Annotated in this window: 23 protein-coding genes; 19 read left to right on the forward strand and 4 right to left on the reverse strand. The window is 70.3% G+C overall.

The genetic code is table 11. From position 1 onward, the window contains the following. Positions 1 to 68: 68 nt before the first annotated feature. Positions 69 to 1,130 (forward strand): anthranilate phosphoribosyltransferase, encoded by a 1,062-nt coding sequence (gene trpD, locus NAM01S_RS15740; protein WP_067786182.1) that lies wholly within the window; start codon positions 69 to 71, stop codon positions 1,128 to 1,130. A 221-nt stretch (positions 1,131 to 1,351) separates the two neighbouring features. Then, positions 1,352 to 1,630 carry a hypothetical protein gene (locus NAM01S_RS15745; protein ID WP_067785818.1) on the forward strand — a complete coding sequence of 93 codons (279 nt, stop codon included), beginning with the start codon at positions 1,352 to 1,354 and terminating at the stop codon, positions 1,628 to 1,630. A gap of 4 nt (positions 1,631 to 1,634) precedes the next feature. On the opposite strand, the gene NAM01S_RS15750 is transcribed toward NAM01S_RS15745, so the two are convergent. Further along, entirely contained in the window at positions 1,635 to 1,910 is a 276-nt protein-coding gene (locus NAM01S_RS15750) for an Lrp/AsnC family transcriptional regulator (protein WP_067785820.1), read from the reverse strand. Between the two features lie 270 nt (positions 1,911 to 2,180). Then, positions 2,181 to 4,031: a DEDD exonuclease domain-containing protein gene (locus NAM01S_RS15755; RefSeq protein WP_067786184.1), complete on the reverse strand. Its 1,851-nt coding sequence runs from the start codon at positions 4,029 to 4,031 to the stop codon at positions 2,181 to 2,183. Between the two features lie 595 nt (positions 4,032 to 4,626). Between NAM01S_RS15755 and NAM01S_RS15760 the strand changes: the two genes are divergently transcribed. From NAM01S_RS15760 to NAM01S_RS36595, 16 genes are all read left to right on the forward strand, one after another. Continuing rightward, entirely contained in the window at positions 4,627 to 5,208 is a 582-nt protein-coding gene (locus NAM01S_RS15760; protein ID WP_067785823.1) for a C40 family peptidase, read from the forward strand. A gap of 253 nt (positions 5,209 to 5,461) precedes the next feature. Then, positions 5,462 to 6,487 carry an NlpC/P60 family protein gene (locus tag NAM01S_RS15765; protein ID WP_067785825.1) on the forward strand — a complete coding sequence of 342 codons (1,026 nt, stop codon included), beginning with the start codon at positions 5,462 to 5,464 and terminating at the stop codon, positions 6,485 to 6,487. Between the two features lie 6 nt (positions 6,488 to 6,493). Then, on the forward strand, positions 6,494 to 7,495 hold the full coding sequence (locus NAM01S_RS15770; protein ID WP_067785827.1) for a M48 family metalloprotease: 1,002 nt from the start codon (positions 6,494 to 6,496) through the stop codon (positions 7,493 to 7,495). Between the two features lie 63 nt (positions 7,496 to 7,558). Beyond that, complete coding sequence (locus tag NAM01S_RS15775) at positions 7,559 to 8,686, forward strand: glycosyltransferase family 4 protein (RefSeq protein WP_067785830.1); 1,128 nt, start codon at positions 7,559 to 7,561, stop codon at positions 8,684 to 8,686. A 29-nt stretch (positions 8,687 to 8,715) separates the two neighbouring features. Further along, entirely contained in the window at positions 8,716 to 9,099 is a 384-nt protein-coding gene (locus NAM01S_RS15780) for a polyketide cyclase / dehydrase and lipid transport (RefSeq protein WP_067785833.1), read from the forward strand. A gap of 243 nt (positions 9,100 to 9,342) precedes the next feature. Then, positions 9,343 to 9,780: an SRPBCC family protein gene (locus NAM01S_RS15785; protein WP_067785835.1), complete on the forward strand. Its 438-nt coding sequence runs from the start codon at positions 9,343 to 9,345 to the stop codon at positions 9,778 to 9,780. A gap of 92 nt (positions 9,781 to 9,872) precedes the next feature. Further along, positions 9,873 to 11,096, forward strand: a complete 1,224-nt coding sequence (locus NAM01S_RS15790) for an ArsA family ATPase (protein WP_067785838.1) — start codon at positions 9,873 to 9,875, stop codon at positions 11,094 to 11,096. A gap of 13 nt (positions 11,097 to 11,109) precedes the next feature. Beyond that, complete coding sequence (locus tag NAM01S_RS36585) at positions 11,110 to 12,381, forward strand: hypothetical protein (protein WP_253798855.1); 1,272 nt, start codon at positions 11,110 to 11,112, stop codon at positions 12,379 to 12,381. Beyond that, positions 12,378 to 13,391, forward strand: a complete 1,014-nt coding sequence (locus NAM01S_RS15800) for an ROK family protein (protein ID WP_067785841.1) — start codon at positions 12,378 to 12,380, stop codon at positions 13,389 to 13,391. The genes NAM01S_RS36585 and NAM01S_RS15800 overlap by 4 nt, the downstream gene beginning before the upstream one ends. Before the next feature lie 180 nt (positions 13,392 to 13,571). Continuing rightward, positions 13,572 to 14,294, forward strand: coding sequence for a lysophospholipid acyltransferase family protein (locus NAM01S_RS15805; protein WP_067785844.1), 723 nt, complete (start codon positions 13,572 to 13,574; stop codon positions 14,292 to 14,294). A 428-nt stretch (positions 14,295 to 14,722) separates the two neighbouring features. Beyond that, positions 14,723 to 15,487 carry a sporulation protein gene (locus tag NAM01S_RS15810; RefSeq protein ID WP_067785847.1) on the forward strand — a complete coding sequence of 255 codons (765 nt, stop codon included), beginning with the start codon at positions 14,723 to 14,725 and terminating at the stop codon, positions 15,485 to 15,487. An 85-nt stretch (positions 15,488 to 15,572) separates the two neighbouring features. Further along, complete coding sequence (locus tag NAM01S_RS15815; RefSeq protein WP_067785850.1) at positions 15,573 to 17,138, forward strand: ABC1 kinase family protein; 1,566 nt, start codon at positions 15,573 to 15,575, stop codon at positions 17,136 to 17,138. Positions 17,139 to 17,623: 485 nt separating this feature from the next. Further along, positions 17,624 to 19,177 (forward strand): alkaline phosphatase D family protein, encoded by a 1,554-nt coding sequence (locus NAM01S_RS15820; RefSeq protein WP_067785853.1) that lies wholly within the window; start codon positions 17,624 to 17,626, stop codon positions 19,175 to 19,177. A gap of 172 nt (positions 19,178 to 19,349) precedes the next feature. Further along, positions 19,350 to 20,627, forward strand: coding sequence for an FAD-binding oxidoreductase (locus tag NAM01S_RS15825; protein ID WP_067785856.1), 1,278 nt, complete (start codon positions 19,350 to 19,352; stop codon positions 20,625 to 20,627). 297 nt (positions 20,628 to 20,924) lie between these two features. Further along, complete coding sequence (locus tag NAM01S_RS36590; protein ID WP_253798893.1) at positions 20,925 to 21,206, forward strand: hypothetical protein; 282 nt, start codon at positions 20,925 to 20,927, stop codon at positions 21,204 to 21,206. Next, on the forward strand, positions 21,152 to 21,850 hold the full coding sequence (locus NAM01S_RS36595) for an SDR family NAD(P)-dependent oxidoreductase (RefSeq protein WP_253798885.1): 699 nt from the start codon (positions 21,152 to 21,154) through the stop codon (positions 21,848 to 21,850). The genes NAM01S_RS36590 and NAM01S_RS36595 overlap by 55 nt, the downstream gene beginning before the upstream one ends. A 61-nt stretch (positions 21,851 to 21,911) precedes the next feature. Here the strand turns inward: NAM01S_RS36595 and NAM01S_RS15840 are convergent, their stop codons facing one another. Beyond that, positions 21,912 to 22,328, reverse strand: a complete 417-nt coding sequence (locus NAM01S_RS15840) for a cytochrome c oxidase subunit 4 (RefSeq protein ID WP_067785865.1) — start codon at positions 22,326 to 22,328, stop codon at positions 21,912 to 21,914. A gap of 13 nt (positions 22,329 to 22,341) precedes the next feature. Then, positions 22,342 to 23,328, reverse strand: a complete 987-nt coding sequence (ctaC, locus tag NAM01S_RS15845) for an aa3-type cytochrome oxidase subunit II (protein WP_253798887.1) — start codon at positions 23,326 to 23,328, stop codon at positions 22,342 to 22,344. A gap of 505 nt (positions 23,329 to 23,833) precedes the next feature. Between ctaC and asnB the strand changes: the two genes are divergently transcribed. Continuing rightward, the gene (gene asnB, locus NAM01S_RS15850) at positions 23,834 to 25,777 is read left to right on the forward strand and encodes an asparagine synthase (glutamine-hydrolyzing) (RefSeq protein WP_067785868.1); all 1,944 of its coding nucleotides are present in this window, start codon (positions 23,834 to 23,836) and stop codon (positions 25,775 to 25,777) included. Positions 25,778 to 25,977 lie beyond the last annotated feature (200 nt).

Consider the following 25,977-nt stretch of genomic DNA (forward strand, 5'->3'; position numbering starts at 1 on the left):
GGACCTGGGCGCACTAGGCTGCTCCCAACGAAACTGGTTGGCGAACCAGTGTGACGGGAGAAGTGGAGATGATCGTGCGCAGCTGGCCCCAGGTGCTCGGTACCCTCGCCGACGGCGGCGACCTGGCCGCGGACGATACGGCGTGGGTCATCAACGAGATCTTCACCGACAACGCGACGCAGGCCCAGATCGCCGCGTTCGGCGTCGCGATGAAGATCAAGGGCCCGACGCCCGCCGAGCTCTCCGGCATGGCCTCCGGCATGCTCTCGCACGCCCGTCTCGTGCACATCGACGGCGACGCGGTCGACATCGTCGGCACCGGCGGCGACCGCTCCGGTTCGGTGAACATCTCCACCATGTCCTCGGTCGTGGTGGCCTCGGCCGGGGTGCCGGTGGTCAAGCACGGCAATCGGGCGGCCTCGTCCAAGAGCGGCGGCGCCGACGTGCTCGAGGCGCTCGGCGTGCGGCTCACCCTCGGCCCGGACGCGGTGGCGCAGTGCGTGCGCGAGGTCGGGATCGGCTTCTGTTTCGCGCCGCTGTTCCATCCCGCGCTGCGCTTCGCGGGCCCGGCGCGCAAGGAGATCGGGATTCCCACCGTCTTCAATGTGCTCGGACCGCTGACCAACCCGGCGCAGCCGCGCGCGGGCTTGGTGGGTTGCGCCTTCCCCGACCTGCTTCCGGTGGTCGCGGGCGTGTTCGCCGAGCGCGGGGCCAGCGCCCTTGTGGTGCGCGGCAACGACGGGCTCGACGAGATCACCACCTCCGACACCACCGACGCCTGGGTGGTTTCGGGCGGCAGGAAGCGGCAGACCACCATCGACCCGACCCGCCTCGGCATTCCGCGCGTCGAACTGGACGCGCTGCGCGGCGGCGACGCCGAGACCAACGCCGGTGTGGCGCGATCGGTGTTCGCGGGCGCGCCGGGCGCGGTGCGGGACGCGGTGCTGGTGAACTCCGCGGCCGCCATCGTCGCCTACGACCTGTCGCGCGGGGTCGGCGATCCCGAGGCGGACGTACACGAGGCGCTCGCCGCGGGCATCGAGCGCGCGGCCGCCGCGATCGACAGTGGTCAGGCGGCGGCGCTGCTGGACAGCTGGGCCAAGCTTTCGAACACGCTCGGCGATCGGTGAACATCGGGCGAACGCTCGATCAGAGTGCGGCCGAATCACTTCCGCGCAGGTAACGGACGATTAGACTGACCCATCGCGGGACGGATCGACCGCAGCGATGCGCCCGTGGCAACAAGTCTGCATATCACGATCCCGGCGGTCACCCGACCGCCGTGGCACCCACCGGCACGGCCCCGACGTGCGTCGGCGCGCCGTCCGGTCCGACACGTGAGGAGCTGACTATGAAGCGCGCACTACTCGGAATCACGACCGCGGGCCTGCTGTTCGCCGCGCCGGTCGCCAGCGCCCAAGAGGGCGACTTGCTCGTGAACGGAGAGGTGATCGCGGACCCGGTGGGCTGCGTCCAGGTGGCCGACAATCCCGACGAGCTCATGGTGGAGAACAACACCGACCGCGTCGTCGGCGTTTATGTCGACAGCCAATGCCAGGGTGACACGGTCGCCGAACTCCAGCCGGGTGAATCCCGCTCGATCACCGGCTCGGCCGTCTCGGCGCTCTGACCGGCTACTCCCCCAGGGAGAAACCGGCCTCCACGTCGGCGCGGGAGTAGGACTTGAACGCGATGTGGGTGGTGGTGCGCAGCACGCCGGGCGTCTTGTCGATCCGGTGCGTCACCACCTCGGCGACCTGCTCGTGATCGCGCACCCGCACGATCGCGATCAGGTCCACATCGCCCGCGCACGAGTACACCTCGGTGACGCCCTCGGTGTCGGCGACCGCCTGCGCGGTCTCCGGGATACGGCCGTTGTCGGCGTGGATCAGCACGATCGCGTTAATCATGCGGTCAGCCTAGTGGGCGCCGCCGGACGCAGTCCGTCCTCAGACCGCGCACGGCCGGGCCGAGTCGGCCCTCAGCCCGCACCCGGCCCCACCGTTTGCTCGACCTGACCGGTCGCGTCCAGCCCGACCGAAGGCGTCCGCCACCCGGTCGGACAGACCGAATGTCACCTTCGGTCGGGTCTGGCCGACCGATCGCCACCTGAACGGGTCCGTCGAACCGGCGCTGCCGGACGCAGACCGTGCACAGCCGAAGCCGATGCGGCGGTATGCCTAATGCTCGGCGTAGTCCGATTCGGCCGATCGGGCTCTGGCCGCCGCGTCGGCCACCTCGGCCCAGCCCAGCCAGCGGCCCGCACCGTAGCGCGGCTCGCAGTACCCCTGCGTGCTGCGTACGATCCGCACGCCCGGCCGCGCCAACCAGCGCGCGACCAAACCCACCTCCTCCGGCGACGCGCCACGCAGCGGCGGAGCATCGAAGGCCGCGTCGCCCTCGGCCGTCCCGACTTCCGCCGAAGCGTCGCCCGCGAATTCGAGCGCCGGGGATACGCGACCGTCGGCCGGAACACCGGTCTCGCCGCCCTCCGGAACGACCGTCTCGGCGGCCGCGACTATCTGTTCCACGATCGCCATCGGCGGCGTGCCGCGCCATGCCACCCCCGACCCCGCGAGGCGGCCGTAGCGAATGACGGCGAACTCCCAGCCGCCATCGCCGTCCGGGTGCGCGGCGATCAGTTCGGCGATCCGGGCGACGGCCGCGAGCCGCTGGGTGCGCCGCAGCGCCCTGATCACCGCGACGGTGCGATCGCGCAGGCGCGCGGCGGCCTCGAAATGCTCGGCGGCGGAATGCGTTTCGATGCGGTCGAGCATCGCCCGCACGGTGGCGTCGGAATCGCCGCGGAACAGCGCGCGCACCGCGGCCGGAGCGGTCGCGTATTCCTTTGTATCTATAGGGATTCCGGAAGGGGTCGCCGCGGGGCACCCGCCGACCGCCGCGGGCGGGCAGTCGTGGCGCCCGCCTCGGGGCAGCCGGGCCGTGCAGGTGCGCAGACCGGCGTGCTCGGCGACGGTCGCCGCGACGTCGGCGGCGTCCAGGCGAGAAGTGAAGGGGCCCAGCGCATCCCGAGTCGGCGTGCGGACGATCGCGAAACGCGGGAACGGCTCGTCGGTCAACGCGATCCACCATCCGCGCTTGGGGAATTTCGAGCGCCGGTTGTAGGGCGGCGCGTGCGCGACGAGCAGCCGCAGCTCGCGAACCCCGGCCTCCAGCGCGTGCGCGCACACCACGTGATCGACGCGGGTGGCAAGCGCGACCATCTCCTTCATCCGGCCCCTCGTCTCCGAGCCGGTGAAGTAATTGCGCACGCGGCGGCGCAGATTCACCGCGGTGCCGATATAGAGGACCTCGTCGGTCGGGCCGCGGAAGAGGTAGACGCCAGGCGCGGCGGGCAGGTCGGTGGCGAGCACCCGCTTGGCGCGCTGCCCGGAGCTCACGTCCGGCAGGTAGTCCATCAGCTCGGTGAGGCTGTGCACGCCTTGGTTTCCCACCCGGGCGATGAGCGCGTGCAACACGTCGACGGTGGCGCGCGCGTCGTCCAGCGCGCGGTGCGTCGGCTGGGTGCTCGCGCCGAGCAGCCGGGCCAGCGACGCGAGCCGGACCGAGGGCGCCTCGTCCCTGCCGAGCACCCGCCGCGCCAGCTTCACCGTGCACAGCACCGGCGCCTTGGGCCACTCCGTCTCGCAGCGCGCCGCGGCCGCGCGCAGGAAGGCCATGTCGAATCGAGCGTTGTGCGCGACGAGCACCGCGCCCGCCGCGAACTCGAGGAATCCCGGCAGCACCGATTCGATGCGCGGCGCGGCGTAGACCATGGCCGTGGTGATCCCGGTGACGTGCACGACCGCGGGCGGTATCTCCCTGCCGGGGTTCACCAGCGTCGCGAACTCGCCGAGCACCTCGCCGCCGCGCACCTTGACCGCGCCGATCTCGGTGATCGCGTCGCCGTCCGCGCGCGTCCCGGTGGTTTCCAGGTCGACGACCACGAAAGTGGTGTCGTAGAGCGGCGTATCGAGTTCGTCGAAGGCCAGCTGCTTGGCGGCGGCCTGGCGCGGCGCGGGGTCGGGCACGGCGAGCAGCGTAGGGCCCCGGTACGACAACCTCCGGGCGCGCGAAATCGCGCACCATTCGTCCGATTTGTCGCGCGAGGTTCTCGTTGCGATACCCGTGAAATGATCTAGAACACCAGAAAGCGACCCAGATCACATTTCCGTCGCGAATGAATCAGCGCCCGGGCGTGTCCGGTACAGCCGACCACCCCCGCCGGGCGTGCTGCCGCACTGCCGGAGCCACCTTGGTCAACCGCCCTGATCAAGGATGCGTCAAGCACCGCCTCGAGCGCATCCACCTGCGAAAACAGCGGTCATGCACGCTGGGTATGGACCACGCCACCACCTGGGACAGCTGGGGGTAGCGAGGCGGACGCCCGCCGATAACCGGGCCTCGTTATCGTTTCGTGATTGCTGTGAGATACCTCGCAGATATGTGTGGCGGAAATTGTTGATCATCGCCATTTCGGATGCCCGGGGCTTTACAAATGACCGTGATGTGTTCGTAACCTTTTCGAGACCTCACGGAGTCCGCCGCACCGAACGGAGCGGCAGCACGCAGTCCGCCGCACCACCGGGTGTGGCGTCGTGGGGCAGATTGGAAGTAACCCGCATCATGGCGACCAACACCGTCAAGCGACAGGCGCAGCGTGCCGTTGCCGCCGGAGCCGTCGGCGCTGCCACCATCGGCGCGTTCCTCCTTCCCGCCGCCCCCGCGTCGGCTCAGCCGGTGACCATCCCCGGCGTGGGAACGTTCGAGGTTCCGAACGAGATCCCGATCCCGGCCGACATCCCCGGCGTGCAGCTGGGCACGCCGCCCGGCGGCGCTCCCCTTCCGTTCGTCGCGCCGCAGAAGACCCTCGGCGAGGTCGCGCTGGACGCGGCCATGTCCAAGCTCGGCTCCCCGTACGTGTACGGCGCCGCGGGCCCGAACGCCTTCGACTGCTCCGGCCTGGTGCAGTGGTCCTATCGCCAGGCGGGCATGGAGCTGCCGCGCACCAGCGGCGCCCAGCTGGCCTCCGGCACCCCGGTCTCGGTGGACGACCTGCAGCCGGGCGACCTGGTGTCGTTCTACGGCGGCGGCCACTCGGGCCTGTACGCGGGCGACGGCAACGTCATCCACGCCTCCACCTCCGGCACCCCGGTCATGATCGCCTCGATGGACTCGATGCCGATCGCGGGCGCGCGCCGCTTCTGATCCGGTCGAGCCGGGCCGCCGCGCGGCCCGGCTCGATCTCCCCACGGCCGTGATCGGTTCGTTCCCCACTGGACACCGACCGCTGCCGTTTCGTAATCTAAATGAGACCTACACGGGTCGCAGAGCTGCGAAACCCGTCTCCGCGAACCGTGTGTGGGCGGCTGCGTCGCTTTCGATTTCACGAGTCGGCATTACGAGAGAACGGGGCACGCCAGTGACAGCTGGTCACCGAAGACTGCGCACGAATCGTCTGGTGAGTGGAGTACTGGTGGCCGGAGTGCTGGCCACTGCCCTGTACGCGAGCGGTCCCGCGGTCGCCGACCCGGTCGCACTGCCGAGCACCGCGAGCGAAGCGGTGCAGCGCATGATCGATCTCTCGCGTCAGTCCGAGCAGCTCAATCAGCAGGCGCTCAGCGCCCAGGACGAGCTCGACGCCAAACTCGCCGTGCAGCAGGAGGCCGACGCGAAGCTGGCCGCGACCACCGAGGTGGCCGACGCCGCGCGCGCCGAGGTCCGCAAGTTCCAGCCGGTCATCGACCGCACCGCGATCGCCACCTACCAGGGCGCGCGTACCAACCGCATGTACGCCGTGCTGGTCAGCGATTCCCCGCAGCAGCTGCTCGATCAGATGTCCACGCTGGACGTCCTCAGCGCGCAGACCGCCGATCAGCTCAAAGAGTTCAAGAAGGCGACCGACGCGGCCGAGACCGCCGAGTCCGCCGCGCGCGCCGCCGCCGACGCGGCCCGCGGCGCCGCCGAGAAGGCCGACCAGGTGCGCGCCGATCTGGAACGCAAGCGCAGCGAGCTGGGCGGCGCGATCGCCCAGGTGATCGAGGCGTGGAGCTCGCTGTCCAGCAAGGACAGGTCCGCACTGGCCGGATCGCCGTTCCCGCCCGGCTTCGATCGGGACACGCTGCTGCAAGGACTGGTTCCCGGCAGCGGAACCAGCGCGCTGGCCGCCGGGCTCACCCGCGTCGGCGACCCGTACGTCTGGGGCGCGACCGGACCGGACAAGTTCGACTGCTCGGGTCTGGTGCAGTGGGCGTTCAAACAGGTCGGCAAGAACGTGCCGCGCACCAGTTCCGCGCAAGCGTCCTACGGCACGCCCGTGTCGAAAGAGAACATGCAGCCCGGCGACGTGGTGTTCTTCTACTCCGACATCTCGCATGTCGGCATCTACGCGGGCAACGGACTCATGTTGCACGCCTCCACTTTCGGCGTTCCGGTGGCCGTAGCACCCATGGGGACGACACCGTTCCACTCCGCTAGGCGATACTGATCCGCTATGGAGCGATGGCGACGGGCACGCGGCTGGTGCATGGCCAAGGGGCGGTGTCAGTTCGTGCTCACCGTCGCGATGGTCACCCTGTTGACGGGCCTCTGCTGCGCACTGGCCATGGCGCCCAAGTGGGCGCTGCCGAAAATCCGCGCCGCCCAACACGTCTCCACCGAGAACTTGGGGCAAGCGCCCGCCGACGACCCGCGCCTTGCCGCGGTGCGCCGCACCCTCGAGCCGTTCGGGCCGATCGAAACGCTGCGCGTCCCCGGCGGTGACGGCACGGAGTCGCTGGTGGTCGGTCACCCCGGCCACCGCGCCGAGCTCGAGGTGCTCGCGCGCGAGCTGCCCGCCGCCACGGCCGCGATCACCGAGCTGTGGGGACCGGACTGGGCGCAGTCGGCGCTCGTCGTGGTCGCCGCCAATCCGTCGGAGTTCGCCGCGCTGGTGCGCGCGGGCGCCGAGATGCCCCGAGAGGTCGCCGCGGCTTCGGTGGCCGATCCGTTCGTGCGCGGCAGTCAACCGACCGGTCAGCGCGTGGTTTTCAGCCCCGACGCGGGCCGGCGCCTGTCCCCCGACGGGTTGCGTACGCTGCTGCGCCACGAACTGACGCATATCGCGGCCCGCGCCGTGACGGTCGACGGCGCTGCGCAGTGGATGCTCGAAGGCTTCGCCGAGTACGCCGCCCACCGCGGCGAGGGCCATGCCTTCGCCGACATCGCGCCGACGGTGGACGCCGCGCTGCGCGCCGGAACGCTGCCCGCCGATCTGCCGCGCGACACCGCGTTCACCGGTGGCACCGCCGTCGCCGCCTACGAGGAGGCGTGGACGGTCAGCGCGTTCGTCGCCGAGAAGTACGACGAGCTCCGACTCGTCGAGCTCTACCGGCGCATCGCCGCGGACCGTCTCGACGCCGCTGGCGAGGATCGCGTCCTGCGCGAGGTGCTTGGCGTCGGGCGCGCCGATTTCGTCGCCGACTGGCGCGCTTGGCTCTCCGCTCAGGCCATGTGAGCAGGTCACCGCGCAGCCCGACCGGATCGGCGGCGAGCCGATCGCACCAAGTAGGTTGTCCCCATGGCCCGAACTCTGCTGGTTACCAATGATTTCCCGCCGCGGCCGGGCGGTATCCAGTCGTATCTGCAGGCGCTCGCCGGAGAGCTGCCGCCCGACGATCTGGTGGTCTACGCGCCGCGCTGGCGCGGTGACTCGCACCTGAAGTTCGATGCCAAGCAGAAGTTCCAGGTGGTCCGCCATCCCACCACCCTTATGCTGCCGACGCCGCTGGTCTTGCGCAGGGCCGCGCGGCTGCTGCGCGACGAGAAGTGCGACACCGTCTGGTTCGGCGCGGCGGCGCCGCTCGCCCTGCTCTCGCCTCGGCTGCGCCGGGCGGGCGCCGAACGCATCCTGGCCAGCACGCACGGCCACGAGGTCGGCTGGTCGATGCTGCCCGGCGCGCGACAGGCGCTGCGTGCGATCGGCGAGCACACCGACGTCGTCACCTACGTCAGCAAGTACACCCGCGGCCGGTTCGCCTCCGCCTTCGGCGCCGACGCCGCGCTGGAATACCTGCCGCCGGGCGTCGACACCGAAGTGTTCCGCCCCGATCCCGCGGCCCGCGCCGAACTGCGCGAGCGCTACGGGCTCGGCGATCGCCCGACCATCCTGTGCCTCTCCCGGCTCGTCCCGCGCAAGGGCCAGGACGTGCTGATCGCGGCGATGCGCGAGATCCGCGAGCGCGTCGACGGCGCGGTGCTCGTCATCGCGGGCGGCGGACCCTACGAGGACAAGTTGCGCGGTCTCGCGGCCGCGCTCGAGGTGAGCGACAGCGTGGTCTTCACCGGCCGGGTGCCCTCGGCCGAACTCGCCGCGCACCACACCATCGCCGACGTCTTCGCCATGCCGTGCCGCACCCGAGGGGCCGGACTCGACGTCGAAGGTCTGGGCATCGTCTACCTGGAAGCCTCGGCCACCGGCGTTCCGGTCGTCGCGGGCCGCTCCGGCGGCGCGCCGGAAACCGTGCTGGAGGACAAGACCGGCCGAGTGGTGGACGGACGCAAGGTCACCGAGATCGCCGACGCGCTCGTCGACATCCTCGCCGACCGCGACGCCGCCGCGGCCATGGGCGCCGCGGGACGCGCCTGGGTGGAGCAGAACTGGCGCTGGGACACCCTCGGCGCGCGCCTGCGCCACCTCCTCCGCTGAGGGAACCCCGATCAACTACGCTCAGCGGTGTGAGCAGTATTCAGGTCGCGGACCAGACGTTCGTCGCCGCCTCGGGCGCGGCGGTCGCCGAAGTGCTCGAGGGTCCGAACAAATGGCGCCAGTGGTGGCCGGATCTCACCCTCGAGGTGCGGGAGAACCGCGGCGACAAGGGAATTCGCTGGTCGGTCTCCGGAGCGCTGACGGGCAGCATGGAGGTGTGGCTGGAATCCTCGCTGGACGGGGTCATCCTGCATTACTTCCTGCACTGCGAACCGCAGGGCGCCGAACGGATGTCGCCGCGCGAGCTGCTCGCCGCCAACCGGGCTCGCCGCGTCGCGGGCAAGAACATGTCTTTCGAGATCAAGGCGAGGCTCGAAGCCGGCCGCCCGGCCGGGGTGACACCCGCAGCCTGAGGACCGCGGCGGCCTGACGGCTGCGGCGCAGGGTAGAGAGGATCCGACGACGAGGCTCATACCCCACCCGACCCGCACGGAGCGAGTCTTACGAGCGACCCGTTCGCGGCCGTCTCGCGTCCGAGCGGTCGAAGCGCACGCGCCGCAGGCGCAAGTCTCGACCGCTCGGACGCGAGACACCAAGGGCCGCGAACCCGCCGCGCCCGCGCGGCCAATCAACACCGAAAGGAACCGTTGACCACAATGGCCGACCGGACCCAGAGGTCGATCCTCATCGAGGCCCCCTCGCAGCGGGTGATGGCCGTCATCGCCGATCTGGAGTCCTACCCGGAGTGGGTCTCGGCGGCGAAGTCCGTCGAGGTGCTGGAGAAGGACGCGGCGGGCCGGGCGCGCACCGCCCGCTTCGTTCTCGACGCGGGCGTCGTCAAGGACACTTACGTGCTGACCTACACCTGGCGCGCCGACGACAAGGCGGTCAGCTGGAAGCTGATCAGCGGTGAGCTGCAGAAGGCGCAGGACGGGACCTACGAACTCGTCGACCAGCCCGACGGAAGCACCCAGGTGATCTACGAGCTCACCGTGGATCTCAACATCCCGATGATCGGCATGTTCAAGCGCAAGGCCGAGAAGGTCATCACCGATACGGCGCTGAAGGAACTGAAGAAACGGGTCGAAGGCTGACCGGGCAGCGCGAGCCCGGCGAGCGGACCCGGCTCGAACTGTTCGTCGGCAAGGGCGGCGTCGGCAAGACCACCCTGGCCTGCGCCACCGCCATGTCCTACGCCCGCGCCGGGCAGACCGTGCTGCTGGCCTCTCTCGATCAGGCGCATTCGCTCGGCGACGCGCTCGGTTTCCGCTTCCCGCACGACCCGGGCACGGTCACCGGAATCACCAGGGTGCTGCCGGGACTCGACGTCATCGAGGTGGATTCCCTGGCGCTGCTGGAGGATCGGTTTCGCGACGTGACCCGAATGCTGTCGGCGGGCGGCGCGCACGCGCACGACCACGGCATCGACCTGGCCGCGCTGGACCCCGCCGAGCTGACAGGTCTGCCCGGCGTGCAGGAACTGCTGATGCTGGTGGAGATCGCCCAGTTCGCCGACGAGAACGAATGGGACGTCGTCGTCGTGGACTGCCCGCCCTCGGCGGACATGCTGCGCATCGTCACCGCGCCCGACACGCTGCTCGGTTATCTGGAACGGGTCTGGCCCCCGCACGCGCGGGCGATGAGCACCATCGGCACCGACCTGCGTCGGGCGGTGCTCGCCGCCACCGTCGACCGGATCGTCAAGGCCGTCGGCGAGGTGCGCGACCTGCTCGCCGACCACGACCGCACGGGCGCGCGACTGGTCACCGTCGCCGAGCGGGTCGCGCTCGCCGAGTCGGGGCGGGTGCGTTCGGCGGCCGCGTTGCTCGGGCTGCGACTGGACGCGGTCATCGTCAACAAGGTGCTGCCGCCGATGCCCGAACCGTCCGGCCCCGCCGAGGAGGCGCACCCCGCGGTGCACTGGTACCACAACCGCAGGGCCGAACAGTTCGACGTGATCGAGGCGCTCGGCAAGGCCATGCGCGACATCCCGGTGCTGATCGCCCAGCACACCGGCGCGGAACCGGTGGGTCTCGGGTCGCTGCAGGCGCTGTCCTTCGGTGTCGATTCCGCCGCGTCGGACGCCGAAACTGGACCTATGCTGGGCGACAATCCGGCGGAGGTTCGCACACGTTCCGGTGAACCGGTGGTTCGATTGGAATCGGGCACGGGTCTGCATTCGGTGTACGCGATGCGGATGCACCTGCCCGTCGTCGATCCGGCGACGCTGCGACTGGGACGAGTGGAGGACGATTTGATCGTGGGAGCGGACGGGGTGCGGCGCCGGTTGCGTCTGGCGCCGGTGTTGCGGCGGTGCACAGTCGACGACGCCGAACTCGACAGCGGATACCTGGTCGTCCGATTCCGCCCGGATCCGGACGTGTGGCCGCTGACGCCCGAGGGCCGCTGAGATGGAGCGCGAGATGTCGGACCCGCACGGCGACGGGTTCAGCGAATTCGCCGAGGAACTGAAGCTGCTGGCGGAAGCGGTGCTCGAACGCGTCGAACCGGTGCTGCGGCGCAGCGCGACGCAGGGACAGCCGGACTGGTCGGCGTGCAGCTGGTGCCCGGTCTGCGCGGCCGCGGCGCTGGTGCGCGGGGAACACCACGACGTGGTCGCGGCGATCGCCGATCACGGCACCGCCATCGTCACGGTGCTGCGCGAGGCGCTGGCCGGGGTGCCGGTGGATCCGCTGCTGCCCGACGACGAGGACTCGGAAAGCGGTGTGCGGCATCGTCATCCGGGTGCGGGGCCGCGATCGGCCGCTCGACATGGCGCCGGGGACGGTTCGAGTCGGGCGGGTGCCGCGCGGCAGCCTGGTGACCGGCGCACGGGTCCGGGCGACCGGTACGACGCCGAGGACCGCGCGGGCGGACGGGGTACGGATGCATCCCGGGCCGACCGGCGCGCTGCCGGACACCGTTCGGGAGGACGGGGCACGGGCGCGTCCGGAGACAGCGACCAGCATGCTGCCGGACACCGTTCCGGCGGGCGGGGCACGGGCGCGTCCGGAGACAGCGACCGGCACGCTGCCGGACACCATTCGGGCGGACGGGGCGCGTCTGGGGACCGCGACCAGCATGCTGCCGGGCACCGTCCGGGAGGACGGGGCACGGGCGCGTCCGGAGACAGCGACCAGCACGCCGCCGGACACCGTTCCGGCGGACAGGGCATGGGCGCGTCCGGCGACGGCGACCAGCGCGCCGCCGGACACCATTCGGGCGCACGGGGTACAGACGCGTCCCAGGACGGTGAGCGGTACGACGCCGGGGCGCGCTCCAGCGGACCGGACACGGATACGTCACGGGCTGGCGACCGGCACGGGGCCGAGGGCGGTCGGGGTGCGGGGCAGCGGCTTGGTCACCAACGCATGAGCTCGGCCGATCGGCACGAGGTTGGGTCTGTCTCGGGTGGGCGGGGCACGGACTCGCGCCGGGACGGTGACGGGCACGGCAACGCGGCGCGGTCGAGCGGCACGCAGGTCCCTCCGGGTAGGCGAGACAACACGGAAGGCGACGTGCGCGCCGAAGCTTCCCGCGCCGACAACGAGCGCGGCGACAGCTCCCCCTCCACCGACGCATCGCCGGACCAGCGCACCACCGCGCCCCTCTCGTCCGACGCGCACTCGGCCAAGCGCCCCGCCGGGAGCAAGCGGTCCGGATACGTCGGTATCCCCGTGACGATCAAGGCATGACGCACCAGGTGGCAGCCGCGCTCCCGCTGACCGTCGGAATCGACGTCGGCGGCACCAACATTCGCGCCTCGGTGGTGGACGGCGACGGCGAGGTGCTCGACACCGTGCAGTCGCCGACACCGCACAGCGCACGCGCGCTGGAGGACGCGCTCGACCGCGCCGTGCGCGAGCTGTGCCGCCGCCACCCGATCGGCGCGGTCGGTCTGGCCGTCGCCGGTTTCATCAACGGTGATCGCTCCTCCGTGCGGTTCGCACCGCACCTGCCCTGGCAGGACGCGCCCGTCGCGGCGCGGCTCGGCGAGCGTCTCGAGCTGCCGGTCATCCTCGAGCACGACGCCAACGCCGCGGCATGGGCCGAGTACCGGTTCGGCGCGGCGGCGGGCGGGCACAACGTGGTACTCGTCGCGATCGGCACCGGCATCGGGGCGGCGCTGCTCATCGAGGGCAAGCTCTATCGCGGCTCGCACGGCGTCGCGCCGGAACTCGGCCATCTGCAGGTGGTGCCGCAGGGGCGGGTCTGCCCGTGCGGCAAACACGGCTGCTGGGAAAGGTATTGCAGCGGAACGGCGCTCGCCGACACCGCGGTCGAGCTGCTGGCCACCGACCCGGGGCGCTCGACGGTGCTTGCCAGGGAGGTGTACCGCGATCCCGGTTCGCTCACGGGCCGCCGGGTGGCGGGCGCGGCCCAGGACGGCGATCCGGTCGCGCTCGCCGCGATGGCCGATTTCGCGCGCTGGCTCGGTCTCGGGCTCGCGTTCGTCAGCGACATCTTCGATCCCGATCTCATCGTCATCGCGGGCGGGGTGAGCAGTTCGGCGCCGCTGTTCCTCGACGAGGCGCGCGAGGAGTACGCCCGTGCCCTCACCGGCGCGGGACACCGCCCGCTGGCTCGCATCCGCACCACCCAGCTCGGCGAAGCGGCGGGCATGATCGGCGCCGCCGAACTGGCCCGCGCGGTGCTCGACGAGCCGGGTCGGCGCCCGTCGCGAGTCGCGCGCAGCGGGCGCTGACTTCGGTGCGCAAGGGCACACGCGTTCGAATCAGTCGGCGGCGGAGGGACCTTCGGGAGCCGCTTCTCCCCGATTGTGGTGAGATACACCGCTGCGATTGGATGTGATCTCCAGCCAGCGGTAAAGTCGGCAACTGACGCAGGTTGCCCGCTACTATCCCGGTCCCGGGGGAAGGACGTCATGTTCTACTGGCTGCTGAAGTTCGTGCTCGTGGGACCCTTCATTCGCTTCTACAATCGGCCGACCGTCGAAGGCGTGGAGAACATCCCGGCGGACGGACCGGCCATCATGGCGGGTAATCACCTATCCTTCGCCGACTGGCTGTTCGCTCCGCTGACCAGCCCGCGACGGATCAACTACCTGGCCAAGGCCGAGTACTTCAACACCCCCGGTCTCAAGGGGCGTCTGCAGAAGTTCTTCTTCAGCGGCACCGGCCAGTACCCGATCGACCGCAGCGGCGCTTCCGCCGCCGAGGACGCGCTGAACGCCGCGCGCAAGCTGCTCGACGAGGGCCGCCTGGTCGGCCTCTACCCCGAAGGCACCCGCTCCCCCGACGGCCGCCTCTACAAGGGCAAGACCGGGCTGGCCCGGCTCGCGCTCGAGACCGGCGTGCCCGTCATCCCCGTTGCCGTCATCGGCACCAACGAGGTCTCCCCGCCCGGCCCCTTCAAGTGGCGCCGCCGCAAGGTCACCATCAAGTACGGCGCCCCCATCGACTTCTCCCGCTACGAGGGCATGAGCGGCAACCGCTTCGTCGAACGCGCCGTCACCGACGAGGTCATGTACGAGCTCATGCGCCTCAGCGGCCAGGAATACGTCGACGTCTACGCCCACAGCCTCAAGGGCGTCCCCTCCGGCTCGAAACCCGAAGCCCCCCGCATCCCCGACACCGCCGCCAGCTGACCTCCCCCACCGGCCCCGGAGCCCCCAAAGGCCCCGGGGCCGTTGCTTTTCCACGGCGGTATCGTGGCCCGATGCCGGTGCGTGCCAAGCTGTGCGGAATCCGGCCGTGCACGTCACCGGCCCCGAGGCCGTCGATATCGCCCGCGCGGCTGCGGCGAATTGCGATGCGGTCCTGCTGGATTCGCGCACGACCGACCGCCTGGGCGGCACCGGCCGCACCCACGACTGGTCCGTGAGCGCGGCGATCGTCGACGACTTGCGCGCGCTCGGCCGCCCCGTCATCCTGGCGGGCGGCCTGAACACTCGCCTCGCACACGCGGCAACTCGATCAGGCGTACGAAGGCGCTGCGCGAGGCCGCGGATGACGTTGGTCACAGCGCAAGGCAACGACAAGGTGTCGGTAAGGCGGGGCGGGGAGACTTCGGGGCATGTTCAAGAAGTTGTTGGCGGCGGCAGGGGTCGGCGGGGCCGAGGTCGAGACCGAGTTGTTCACGCCGGGGGTGCAGCCGGGCGGGGTGGTCGAAGGCGTGGTTCGGCTGCGCGGCGGGAAGGTCGGGCAGGACATCGCGCAGGTCGCGGTGGAACTCGTGACCAGGGCCGAGCAGGAGTACGAGGACCACGAGGGCCTGCGCGACATCGCGTTCGGGCGCACCGGCGTGCACGGTCCGCTGCACCTGCCACCCGGCGCGGTGCTGGATTTCCGTTTCGCGGCGCGCGCACCGATGGAAACACCGATCACGTTCTACAACGGCAGGCACCTGCCGGGCACGGTGGTCTCGCTGCGCACGATCGTGGAGATCCACGGCGCGGTGGACGCCGCCGACACCGACCCGATCGGCGTCGGCGCGCTGCCCGCCCAGCACGTGCTGCTCGCGGCCGTGGAGCGCTTGGGTTTTCACCTGCGCAGCGCCGACGTGGAGTCGGGCCGGGTGCACAACACCCCGCAGACGTTGCCGTTCTACCAGGAGATCGAGTTCGCCGGTTCGCCGCACTACCCGCGGCTCAACCAGCTGGAGGTCACCTTCATCGCCACCGAGACCGGCATGAGCGTCGTGCTGGAGGCGGACAAGCGCGGCGGTTGGATCTCCGAGGGCCGCGACGTCTTCGACGCGCTGTGGGTCGACTACCAGCGGCTCGAGGGCGTCGATTGGGCGGGCGAACTGCACCACCGCCTGGCGCGGCTCGCGGGCTGAGGCCGCGTTGGTAGCCTTGTCACGCACAACGTCGACGCGGGACCACGGGTAGGGGTGGTCTGCTCGGCGTGCGAGTGAGGTGAGCATGGTCCGCCGCGACACCGGTGGTCGAATTCTGAAGCTGCCCAGGCGTGTCGACGCCGAGCCCGCCGGTGATCCGCCGACGGGCCGGCTCGCCCGCACCACGAAGCTCGCCGGGCTACCGGTCGCGTTCGCGGGCAGGCGGGTCGCGGGCGCGGGCAAACGCATGCTCGGCCGTCCCGCCGACGAGGTGAATCGCGAGATCCAAGCGCGGACCGCCCAGCACCTGTTCGACGTGCTCGGCGAGCTCAAAGGCTGCGTGGCGAAGCTCGGACAGCTGATGTCGCTGTACGAGCTGGCGCTGCCCGCCGATTTCGCCGCGCCGTACCGCGACGCGCTGAACCAACTACAGGATTCGGCGCCCGCCATGCTGCCCCCGATGGTGCACGCGGCGCTGGCGGCCCAGTTGGGTCCGGACTGGCGCGAGCTGTTCCTGGAGTTCGAGGACCGGCACGCGGCGGCGGCGTCGGTCGGGCAGGTGCACCGCGCGGTGTGGCACGACGGCCGCCGGGTGGCCGTGAAGGTGATGTATCCCGGCGCGCGCGAGGCGGTGCTCAGCGATCTGCAAGCGCTGCGCCAGATCGCGCCACTGTTCACCGCGCTGTTGCCCGGCGCGGATTCGCGCGCGGTGATCGAGGCGCTGTGCGCGTACATCGGCGAGGAGCTCGACTACGAGATCGAGGCCGCGCACCAGCGCAGTTTCGCCGCGGCCTACGCCGACGACCCCGATTTCGTGGTGCCCGACGTGGTCGCGCAACAGGGCGACGTGCTGATCACCGAATGGCTGGACGGCGTCTCGCTGTCGCGGATGGTCGCGCAGGGCGCGCCGTTCGACCGCGACCGGATCGGGTTGCTCGTGCTGCGCTTCCTGCTGTCCGGTCCCACGAAAGCCGGTCTGCTGTACGGCGATCCGCATCCGGGCAATTTCCGCATCATGCCCGACGGCCGACTCGGTGTCGTCGACTTCGGCGCGTGCGCGCCGTTCCCGCCCGGCTACCTGGACGCGCTCACCGATATCGCCCGCGCGATCCTCTCCGGCGACCCGACCGACCTGGAGGCCGCGATCCGCCGCCGCGGTTACGTCGAACCGGACCGCGCGCTGGACAGCCACACCGTGCTCGAGCAGCTGGCGCCGATGCGCGACGCCATGCTCGACCCGACCTTCCGCCTGACCACCGACTGGTTGCGCAAGCGAGTCTCGGCGACGGTGGATCTGAGCCTGTCCAACGTCATCCGCCAGCTCACCATGCCCGCCGAACACACCCCCATGCTGCGTACCTTTCTCGCGGGCGTCAGCGTGATGTCGCAACTCCAGCCCGAACTCCCACTGCGCACCGAATGCACCCGCTGGTTCCCGGACGTCATCGCGGCCCTCGGCCTGGACGACGCGAATTCACCATGGATGCCCGACCGCCCCACCGAACCACTGCGCCGCCTGAACCCCGTCCGACTGGCGATCGCCCCGACCCCGGACCCCACCCAGCCAACGCCCGGGACGCGCACCGCCCTCGACGCGCGAAGTGCTGGTACCACGGACGTTCCGGCAACCAAGCGACCGCCCGAACGCTGAACAGCCGCAGTCGAACTCGCCACGCGACCGGCTGCCGCCACGGACGACCTCGGGGGCGGAGACTCGCCCGCGAGCCATGAACGCCCGCAGCCCGAGCACGACCGCGGGTCGCGACCTGACGACCCGGCCAACACCTGCGCCCGGACGCCATACCCACGCCTCCCCGACGCGCGAGGCTGGTGCGACCGACCGCCCAGCGAGCACCCGAACGCTGAACAGCCACCGCTGCACTCGCCGCGGGCGACGAGCGGCCACAGCGAAGGCCTCGCACGGCGAACATTCGACTCGAGTCCTGAACGAAGGCCGCCGAACCCCACGCGACCCGCCGCGGCACCGATGGCCACCGAGCGCGAGTCAGCACGGCGAATGACCACGCCCGTACGTCGGCGAGCCTGCACAGATTCATGCGTCCGCCGACCGCCTGTTGGCCCCGCGGACCACGCCCGTTCACCCCACGTTGAATTCCCTGCGTGAGGCTGAAATCCATGGCTCCCGGTCATTCGGCACTCTCCCGGCGCACCCTGCTGCGCACCTCCGCGCTCGGCCTGGTGGCCGCGCCCGCGCTGGCCGCCTGCGGCGACGACGGTCCGGGGCTGGTCCGCCAGCGTCCGAATCTGACGCACGGGGTCGCGGTCGGCGATCCGCGCGCGGACGGCGCGCTGATCTGGGGCCGCTCGGACCGGCCCGCCACGCTGATCGTGGAGACGGCCGCCACCGAATCCTTCACCGACGCACGCCGTTTCACCGGCCCGCTGCTCACCCCCGACACCAACGGCACCGGACGGGTCCGCGTCGCAGGCCTGCCCGCCGGCTCGCTGGTGCACTACCGCGTCACCCTCGAAGCCGAGGACGGCGCGACCTCCGAGCCGCTGCAGGGCGTGTTCCGCACCGCGCCGACCACCCAGTCCGACATCAGGATTCAGTGGTCCGGCGACGTCGCGGGTCAGGGATACGGCATCAACCCGGACCTCGGCGGGATGACGATCTTCGCCACCATGGCCGCGCGCGACCCGCACCTGTTCCTGCATTCCGGCGACGTGGTCTACGCCGACGTCCCGCTCCAGGAGTCGGTCACCCTGCCCGACGGCCGAATCTGGCGCAACACCGTCACCGAGGCCAAGAGCGCGGTCGCGCAGACCCTCGACCAGTTCCGCGGCCAATACGCCTACAACCTGACCGATCAGAACTATCGAAGGTTCAATGCCTCGGTCGCCCAACTGGTCCAGTGGGACGACCACGAGACGGTCAACAACTGGTCCCCCGGCGGCACCGTCGCCGCGGACAAGGGCTACACCGAGCGAAGCATGGACACCCTGGCCACCCGCGCCTGGCAAGCGTTCCACGAGTGGATGCCGCTGGATCCGAGGGAAGCCGTCGACGGCAGGCTGTACCGCAAGATCGCCTACGGCCCGCTGCTGGACGTATTCGTCCTGGACATGCGCGCCTACAAGGACGCCAACGGCGCCAACACCGCGCCCGTGGGCAGGGTCTTCGGTGCGGCACAGACGAAGTGGCTGATCGATGGCCTGCGCGACTCCCGAGCCACCTGGAAGATCGTCGCCGCCGACCTGCCGCTCGGAGTGATCGTGCCGGACGGCAAGACCGCGTTCGAGGGGCCGGCCAACGGCGCACCCGGCGCACCATCGGGCCGGGAAACCGAGATCGCGCAGGTGCTTTCGGCGATCAAAGCGAACCGGGTCACCGGCGTGGTGTGGCTGACCGCCGACGTCCATTACACGGCGGCCCACCGCTACTCCCCCGAACGCGCGGCGTTCACCGATTTCGACGAGTTCTGGGAGTTCGTCTCCGGACCGCTCAACGCGGGCGCCTTCGGCCCCAACCAACTCGACGCCACGTTCGGTCCCGAGGCGGTGTTCGTGCACGCGCCGCCCGCGCCGAACACCTCGCCGCTGGACGCCGCCTATCAGCATTTCGGCGAGGTCCACATCGACGGCCGCACCGCCGAGCTGACGGTGAATCTGTGCGACGCGACGGGTGCGGTGTTGTTCGCTCAGCGCCTGCCGGCGCCCGGCCGCTGAGCCACGATCGAGAGCCGATGCGCGCCGTGCCGATTCGAGTGTCCGAAGGGCCGATTCCCGAGGCGTGCGAAATCCGCATAACCGCAGGTCGAAAGGGGTTGTTCGGGTGCGGGGAAAGAGCCTCCGACTTCGGGTGCGCACCGAGCGCCAGACTGTGGTTAGCTGTCGTGCCATGAGCACGCCGCAGACTGTCTCCGCCGAAGAATACCTACCCCGTGACACCGCGGATGTCGTTCGCACGGTGCGGGATTCACGCGGTCGCGCGGAACGTCTGACGGTCCGCGGCGGCGAGCCGATCGACGACAACCTGACGCTGCCCGATCAGCGCACCGTCGTCTCGCTGCGCCGGATGAATTCGGTGCTCGACATCAACCTGGGTCGTCGCACCGTCCGCGTGCAGGCGGGCGCCAAGCTCTCCGACATCGACCGCCGCCTCGGCGCGCACGGACTCGGCCTGCCCATCGTCGGCGACCATCGCGACATCACCGCGGGCGGATTCGCCTCGGTCGGCGGCGTGAGCAGCGCCTCGCACCGGTACGGGCTGTTCATCGACCAGATCGTGGATCTGGAATACGTCGACCCGGACGGGCGCATCGGCACCTGCGGACGCAACCACCACACCGAGCGCTTCCACCGCATCCTCGGCGCGGGCGGGCGCGCGGGCATCATCACCGCGCTCACCCTGGACGCGGTCGACATCGACAAGGACCACACCTGGCTCACCACCGACGCCGACCGGTTCCTCGATTTCGATTCCTTCGTCGAGCACGCGCATTCGGAGATCGCGCGCCCGGGCAACGCGGCGTTGCAGGTCGGCCGCTGGGTCGACACCGCGCCGCTGAAGGTGGCCAGGCCGGTCGGCACCGGCCACGTGCAGCTCGGCACCGTGCGCTTCGGCCAGTGGTCCAGCCTGTACCCGACCACACCGACCCGTTCGCTGCGTGCCCGCCGCGAGGTCGGCACGCGCACCCGGAAGTCGTTGGGCGCCATCGCCTCGCACGCGGGCGGCAAGGCGGGCATGCCGGTGCGCAACGCCGCGGCGGGCGCGCTGATGTTCGCCCCCAAGGTGCTCACGCTGCGCGACGCGGAGTACCTCGCCGACACGGTGATCAGCTCCTCGGAGCGCGGACCCGCCTACCGCGTCGGCGTTTTCGCGCCGCTGTCGACCTACGCGTCGGTGTTCTACCGGCTGCACGACCTGTTCTCCGGCCACCGGGAACGCACCGGCTGCTTCACCGTCATCTCCGCGATGACCTACGGCGTGCGCTCGACCTACCTGCGGTCCGAGGCCGCCGCGCGCAACCTGCCCGCCGAGGACCACGGCCTGATCACCTTCACCTGCCGGTTGCGTCCGTCCGCGCTGCCCTCGGAACTGCTGCGCGACATCGTCGCCGGAATCGATGAGATCTGCGCGTCCGAACACGCCATGCGCTACGAATCGGCCGATTAGACTGTGCCGCACCGTACGAGTCGCCGAGTGGTAGCTCCCTAGCCACTCGGCGACTGCGGTCGACTCGGCATTGTCGGCGGGGTGCCGATGGGTTCGTTCAGCGTGTCTCCAATGCGAAGGTAGCTGTGTCGATGCTCGAATTCCGCCCCGCCCCGGCCCGTTTCGTCGAGCGCAAGCTCCGCGCGTCAGCACCGCGCGCCGGACAATCCGGAAGCCGCCGAGGCGGTGCGGATCCCGGTGCGGATCGGCCCGGCGCAGACCGGCACGAACCCGATCGACCCAGCGCAGACCAACCCCGTGCGAACCGACCCAGCGCAGACCAATCTCGCGCGAACCGACCCAGCGCAGATCAACCCCACGCGAACCGACCCAGCGCAGATCGATCCCGCGCGAATCGAAACGGCGCGGATCGAGCTGGCGCGAATCATCAAGGCGCAGACCAGTCCGCAGCCGATTCCCTGGCGGGCAAGCGCGTCCTGCTCACCGACGCATGCTCCGAAGTCGGCCGCGCAACCGCCGCGCTCCTGGCGGATCGCGGCGCTCAACTGCTCCTGGTCGCCCGGCGCGGTGACCAGCTGATCACCACCTGCGAGCAGATCACGTCCGCCGGGGGCCGGGCGCACTGGTTCCGGTGCGACATCTCCGCCCTCGGCGATGTCGATCAGCTCGTCACCTGGGTGCTCGCGGAATTCGGCTCGGTCGACGTCCTGGTGAACAACGCCGGACGCCCGCTCCACCGCCCGGTCGCGGAATCCTTGGACCGCTTCCGCGACTATCAGCGCATGATGGCGGTCAACTACTTCGGCCCGCTGCGGCTGACGCTCGGCTTGCTGCCCGCGATGCTCAATTCCGGTTCCGGCCACGTCGTGAATGTCGGCCCCGCGCACCACAATGCCGCGGCGGCGGCCAGTTTCGCCTCCTACGCGAGTTCACAGGCCGCGTGGACCACCTTCGCCGAGTGCGCCGAGGCCGAACTCGGCTCGCGCGGCATCCAGGTCACCGCGATCGACTATCCGGCCGTGCACGCCGATCCCGCCGCGCCCGGAACAGAGGTGGCATTCGCCGACGAGTACGACCGCGGCCCCGCCGAAGTCGCCCGTGCCGTCGAGGCCGCCATCACCACCCGCGACGCGGAACACTCGCGCCTCGCCCGAACCCTGCGCGGCCTCGTCGGCGTCGCGCCCCGCTCCACCACTCGCCTGCGCCACGCTTTCGGCCTCTGAGCCCGTCCCGGAACAGCAAAGCGCCCCACCGGAAATCCGGTGGGGCGCTTCGTGCTTACGCTCAGTGCTTCTCGGGACCGAGGTGGTACTCGAACACCAGGCCCGCCGCCGCGGCGAGCACGCACAGCACGCCGACCGCGATCAGCCACGGCTCGAAGAAGGCCAGGCCGAGGGCGGTGACCGAACCGGCGGCCGCCAGGGTGATGGGCCAGAAGCTGCCCGGCGAGAAGAAGCCGAGGTCGCCTGCGCCGTCCACGATCTCGGCGTCCTCGTAATCCTCAGGACGCAGGTCCAGACGACGGGCGACGAACCGGAAGTAGGTGCCGATGATCAGCGACAGGCCCGCGGTCAGCACGATCGCGGTGGTGCCCGCCCACTCGATGCCGGTGCGCGACTGGGCGGTGAAGAAGCCGTACACGATGCCGACGATGACGAAGAACACCGTCAGCAGTTCGAAAATGCGCGCTTCGATCTTCATGTCAGATCAGTCCTCACTTGGTCTCGGGCGCGGCCGCGCTCTTGACCGAGCGGTCGGTGTTGAACGGCCGGGTAGAGGTGGCGACGGGGGACTCACCGATGGCCTCGAGCGCCTGGGCGTTGGTCTTGCCCGCGCGACGCTCGTCAAGGTACCGGGTGAACTTCTCCGGCGAAACGGCGCGGACCTCGAAGTTCATCATCGAGTGGAAAGTACCGCACATCTCGGCGCAACGGCCGACGAACGCGCCTTCCTTCTCGATCTTGGTGATCTGGAAGACGTTGTCCGACTGGTTTTCCTTCGGGTTCGGCATCACGTCGCGCTTGAACAGGAACTCCGGCACCCAGAAGGAGTGGATGACGTCGGCGGCGGCGAGCTGGAACTCGATGATCTTGCCGGTCGGCAGCACCAGGACCGGGATCTCGCTGCTGGAGCCGACGGTCTCGACGGTGTCGTAGTGCAGGTAGGAGAGGATGTCGTTCTCCGGCTTGCCGTGCACCGGGCCCGGCTGCGGGTGACCGTCCTTGGTCCGCTCCTCGTACTCCCGCAGCTGCGCCTGCGCGGCGTCCTCGCGGACGGAGTCGATGCCGTTGAACTGGTAGCCGTCCTTGAAGTCGACCTCGCGGTAGCCGAACTTCCAGTTCCACTGGAAGGCGGTGACGTCGACCGTCACGTCCGGGTTCTCGACCTTCTCGTGGACGTAGTTCTGCACGACCACGGTGAAGTAGAACAGCACGGCGATGATGACGAACGGGATCGCCGTGTAGGTCAGCTCGAGCGGCACGTTGTAACCGGTCTGCCGCGGGAACTCCGGGGAGTCCTTCTTCTTGCGGTGGAACGCGATCGTCCAGAAGGTCAGACCCCAGACCAGCACACCCATCGCCAGCGCGGCGACGACCGACCAGGTCCACAGCTCCCGCATCCGGGTGGCCTGCGGCGTGACACCCGAGGGCCAGCCGAACCGCAGCCAAACATTGTCGATCGAGCAGCCCGAGACGAGCATCGCGGTGATCCCCAAGGACACCGCCAGCCCGGCCCGCCGAAGGACGCGGCCCTGCCGACCCCTGGCGGGTCGTGCCCCGATCTCTTCGCTCGCCTTGTGCGCCACGCTCACGCCTTCCTGGTCGCCACACATTCCGACAGTGCGCCGCCGGGGCCGCGATCCGCCCTGACGACACATTCCAAGCACATGTCAGGCCGTCCCGGCGGGCATCCGACTCCGCGCACGCGTCGCCTGAGAATGGCCTGAGTACTACGCAGCGTAGACCAAACCGGCGTCCTCCTTGTCGTCGGGTCGCGTTCGACACTCCGCCGGGGCGGGGGCGAGGGCGGTCACCAGCGCATCCGCGCAGGACAGGACGCGCGCGCCGCGCGGATCCCCCGCGTGCGGCATACTCGGACACAACATTTCGGCCCGCGGTGTGCGTGGCGCGCGCCGCAGCACCCCCAGCCATTCCGGACGCCCGAACGCGTGGCGTCCCCACCGGAGAAACGAGGTTGCCGACACCGTGTGCGGACTGCTCGGATTCCTGACATCTGACGCGGCGACATCCGACGTGGTCGACCAGGTCTACAACGCGCTGCACTGCATGCGCCACCGCGGCCCCGACGAGCGCGGCACCTGGCACGACGACCACTTGGTCTTCGGCTTCAACCGTCTGTCGATCATCGATATCGAGCACTCGCACCAGCCGCTGCGCTGGGGACCCGCCGAGAACCCGCAGCGCTACGCGCTGACCTTCAACGGCGAGATCTACAACTACATCGAGCTGCGCGAGGAGCTGGCGGCGGCGCACGGCGCCGAGTTCCCGGACGGGAAGATGTTCGCCACCGAGGGCGACAGCGAGGCGATCGTCGCGGCCTTCCACTACTGGGGCGCGGAGGCCGTGCGGCGGCTGCGCGGCATGTTCGCCTTCGCGATCTGGGACACCGAGACCAGCGAGCTGTTCCTTGCCCGCGATCCGTTCGGCATCAAGCCGCTGTTCCTGGCCACCGGCCCGGGCGGCACGGCCTTCGGCAGCGAGAAGAAGAGCCTGCTCGACCTGCTGCCCGCGCTGCGGTCCTCCGACGAGCTGGACCCGCGCGCGCTGGAGCACTACACGGTGTTGCAGTACGTGCCGGAGCCCGAGACCCTGCACAAGGGCATCCGGCGGCTGGAGTCGGGCACCTACGCGACCGTCCGTCCCGGCGAAGAGCCGAAGTTCACCCGCTACTTCCGGCCGACTTTCCAGGTGCGTCCGTTCGCGGCGGGTTCGGAAGCCGCTCGCTACCGCGAGATCGCGGCGGCGCTCGAGGACTCGGTCGCCAAGCACATGCGCGCCGACGTGACCGTCGGGTCGTTCTTGTCCGGCGGCATCGACTCCACCGCGGTCGCGGCGCTGGCCATGCGGCACAACCCGAAGCTGATCACGTTCACCACCGGGTTCGAGCGCGAGGGCTACTCCGAGGTGGACGTGGCCGCCGAGAGCGCCGAGGCGATCGGCGCCCGCCACATCGTGAAGGTGGTCTCCCCCGCCGAATTCGCCGCCGCCATCCCCGAGATCGTCTGGTACCTGGACGACCCGGTGGCCGACCCGGCGCTCGTTCCGCTGTACTTCGTCGCCAAAGAGGCGCGCAAGCACGTCAAGGTCGTTCTCTCCGGCGAGGGCGCCGACGAGCTGTTCGGCGGCTACACCATCTACCGGGAACCGTTGTCGCTCAAGCCTTTCGAGTATCTGCCGAAGGGTGTGCGCAGGCTGGCGGGCAAGCTGTCCGACCGCATCCCGGACGGCACCCGCGGCAAGAGCCTGCTGCACCGCGGCTCGCTGACGCTGGAGGAGCGCTACTACGGCAACGCCCGCAGCTTCAACGACGCTCAGCTGCGCGCCGTGCTGCGCGAGTTCCGCCCGGAGTGGACCCACCAGGACGTCACCGCCCCGATCTACGCCCAGTCGCGCGGCTGGGACCCGGTGGCGCGGATGCAGCACCTGGACCTGTTCACCTGGTTGCGCGGCGACATCCTGGTCAAGGCCGACAAGATGACCATGGCCAACTCGCTCGAGCTGCGCGTGCCGTTCCTCGACGCCGAGGTGCTGAAGGTCGCCGAGCAACTGCCCTTCGAGCAGAAGATCACCAAGGAGACCACCAAGTACGCGCTGCGTCAGGCGCTGGAGGGCATCGTGCCCCCGCACGTGCTGCACCGCGCCAAGCTGGGCTTCCCGGTCCCGCTGCGGCATTGGTTGCGCGGCACCGAGCTCTACGACTGGGCGCAGGCGCAGATCGCCGACTCGCAGACCGACCACCTGCTGGACAAGGCCGCGATCAAGACCATGCTCGACGACCACCGCGCGGGACGTTCCGATCACAGCAGGCGGCTGTGGACGCTGCTGGTGTTCATGGTGTGGCACGGCATCTTCGTCGAGGATCGGATCAAGCCGGAGATCCAGGAGCCGGTGTACCCGGTGTCGCTGTAGCGGCCCGCAAACGCGCGCGTCGTCAAGCCCCGAAGACAGGCCGTAGGCCCAATAGACAAGCGCCGTAGGCCTCGAAGACAACAGCGCCCCTCGGTCGGTGGACCGAGGGGCGCTGTGCTGTCGTCTCGCTGCTCCGGCGTTCGTCCGTGTCGCTCCGGCCGGGTCCGATGCGGCCGCCGTCGACGGGCGGCCGCTATCCG

Source organism: Nocardia amikacinitolerans NBRC 108937, assembly GCF_001612615.1.
Lineage (GTDB): Bacteria > Actinomycetota > Actinomycetes > Mycobacteriales > Mycobacteriaceae > Nocardia > Nocardia amikacinitolerans.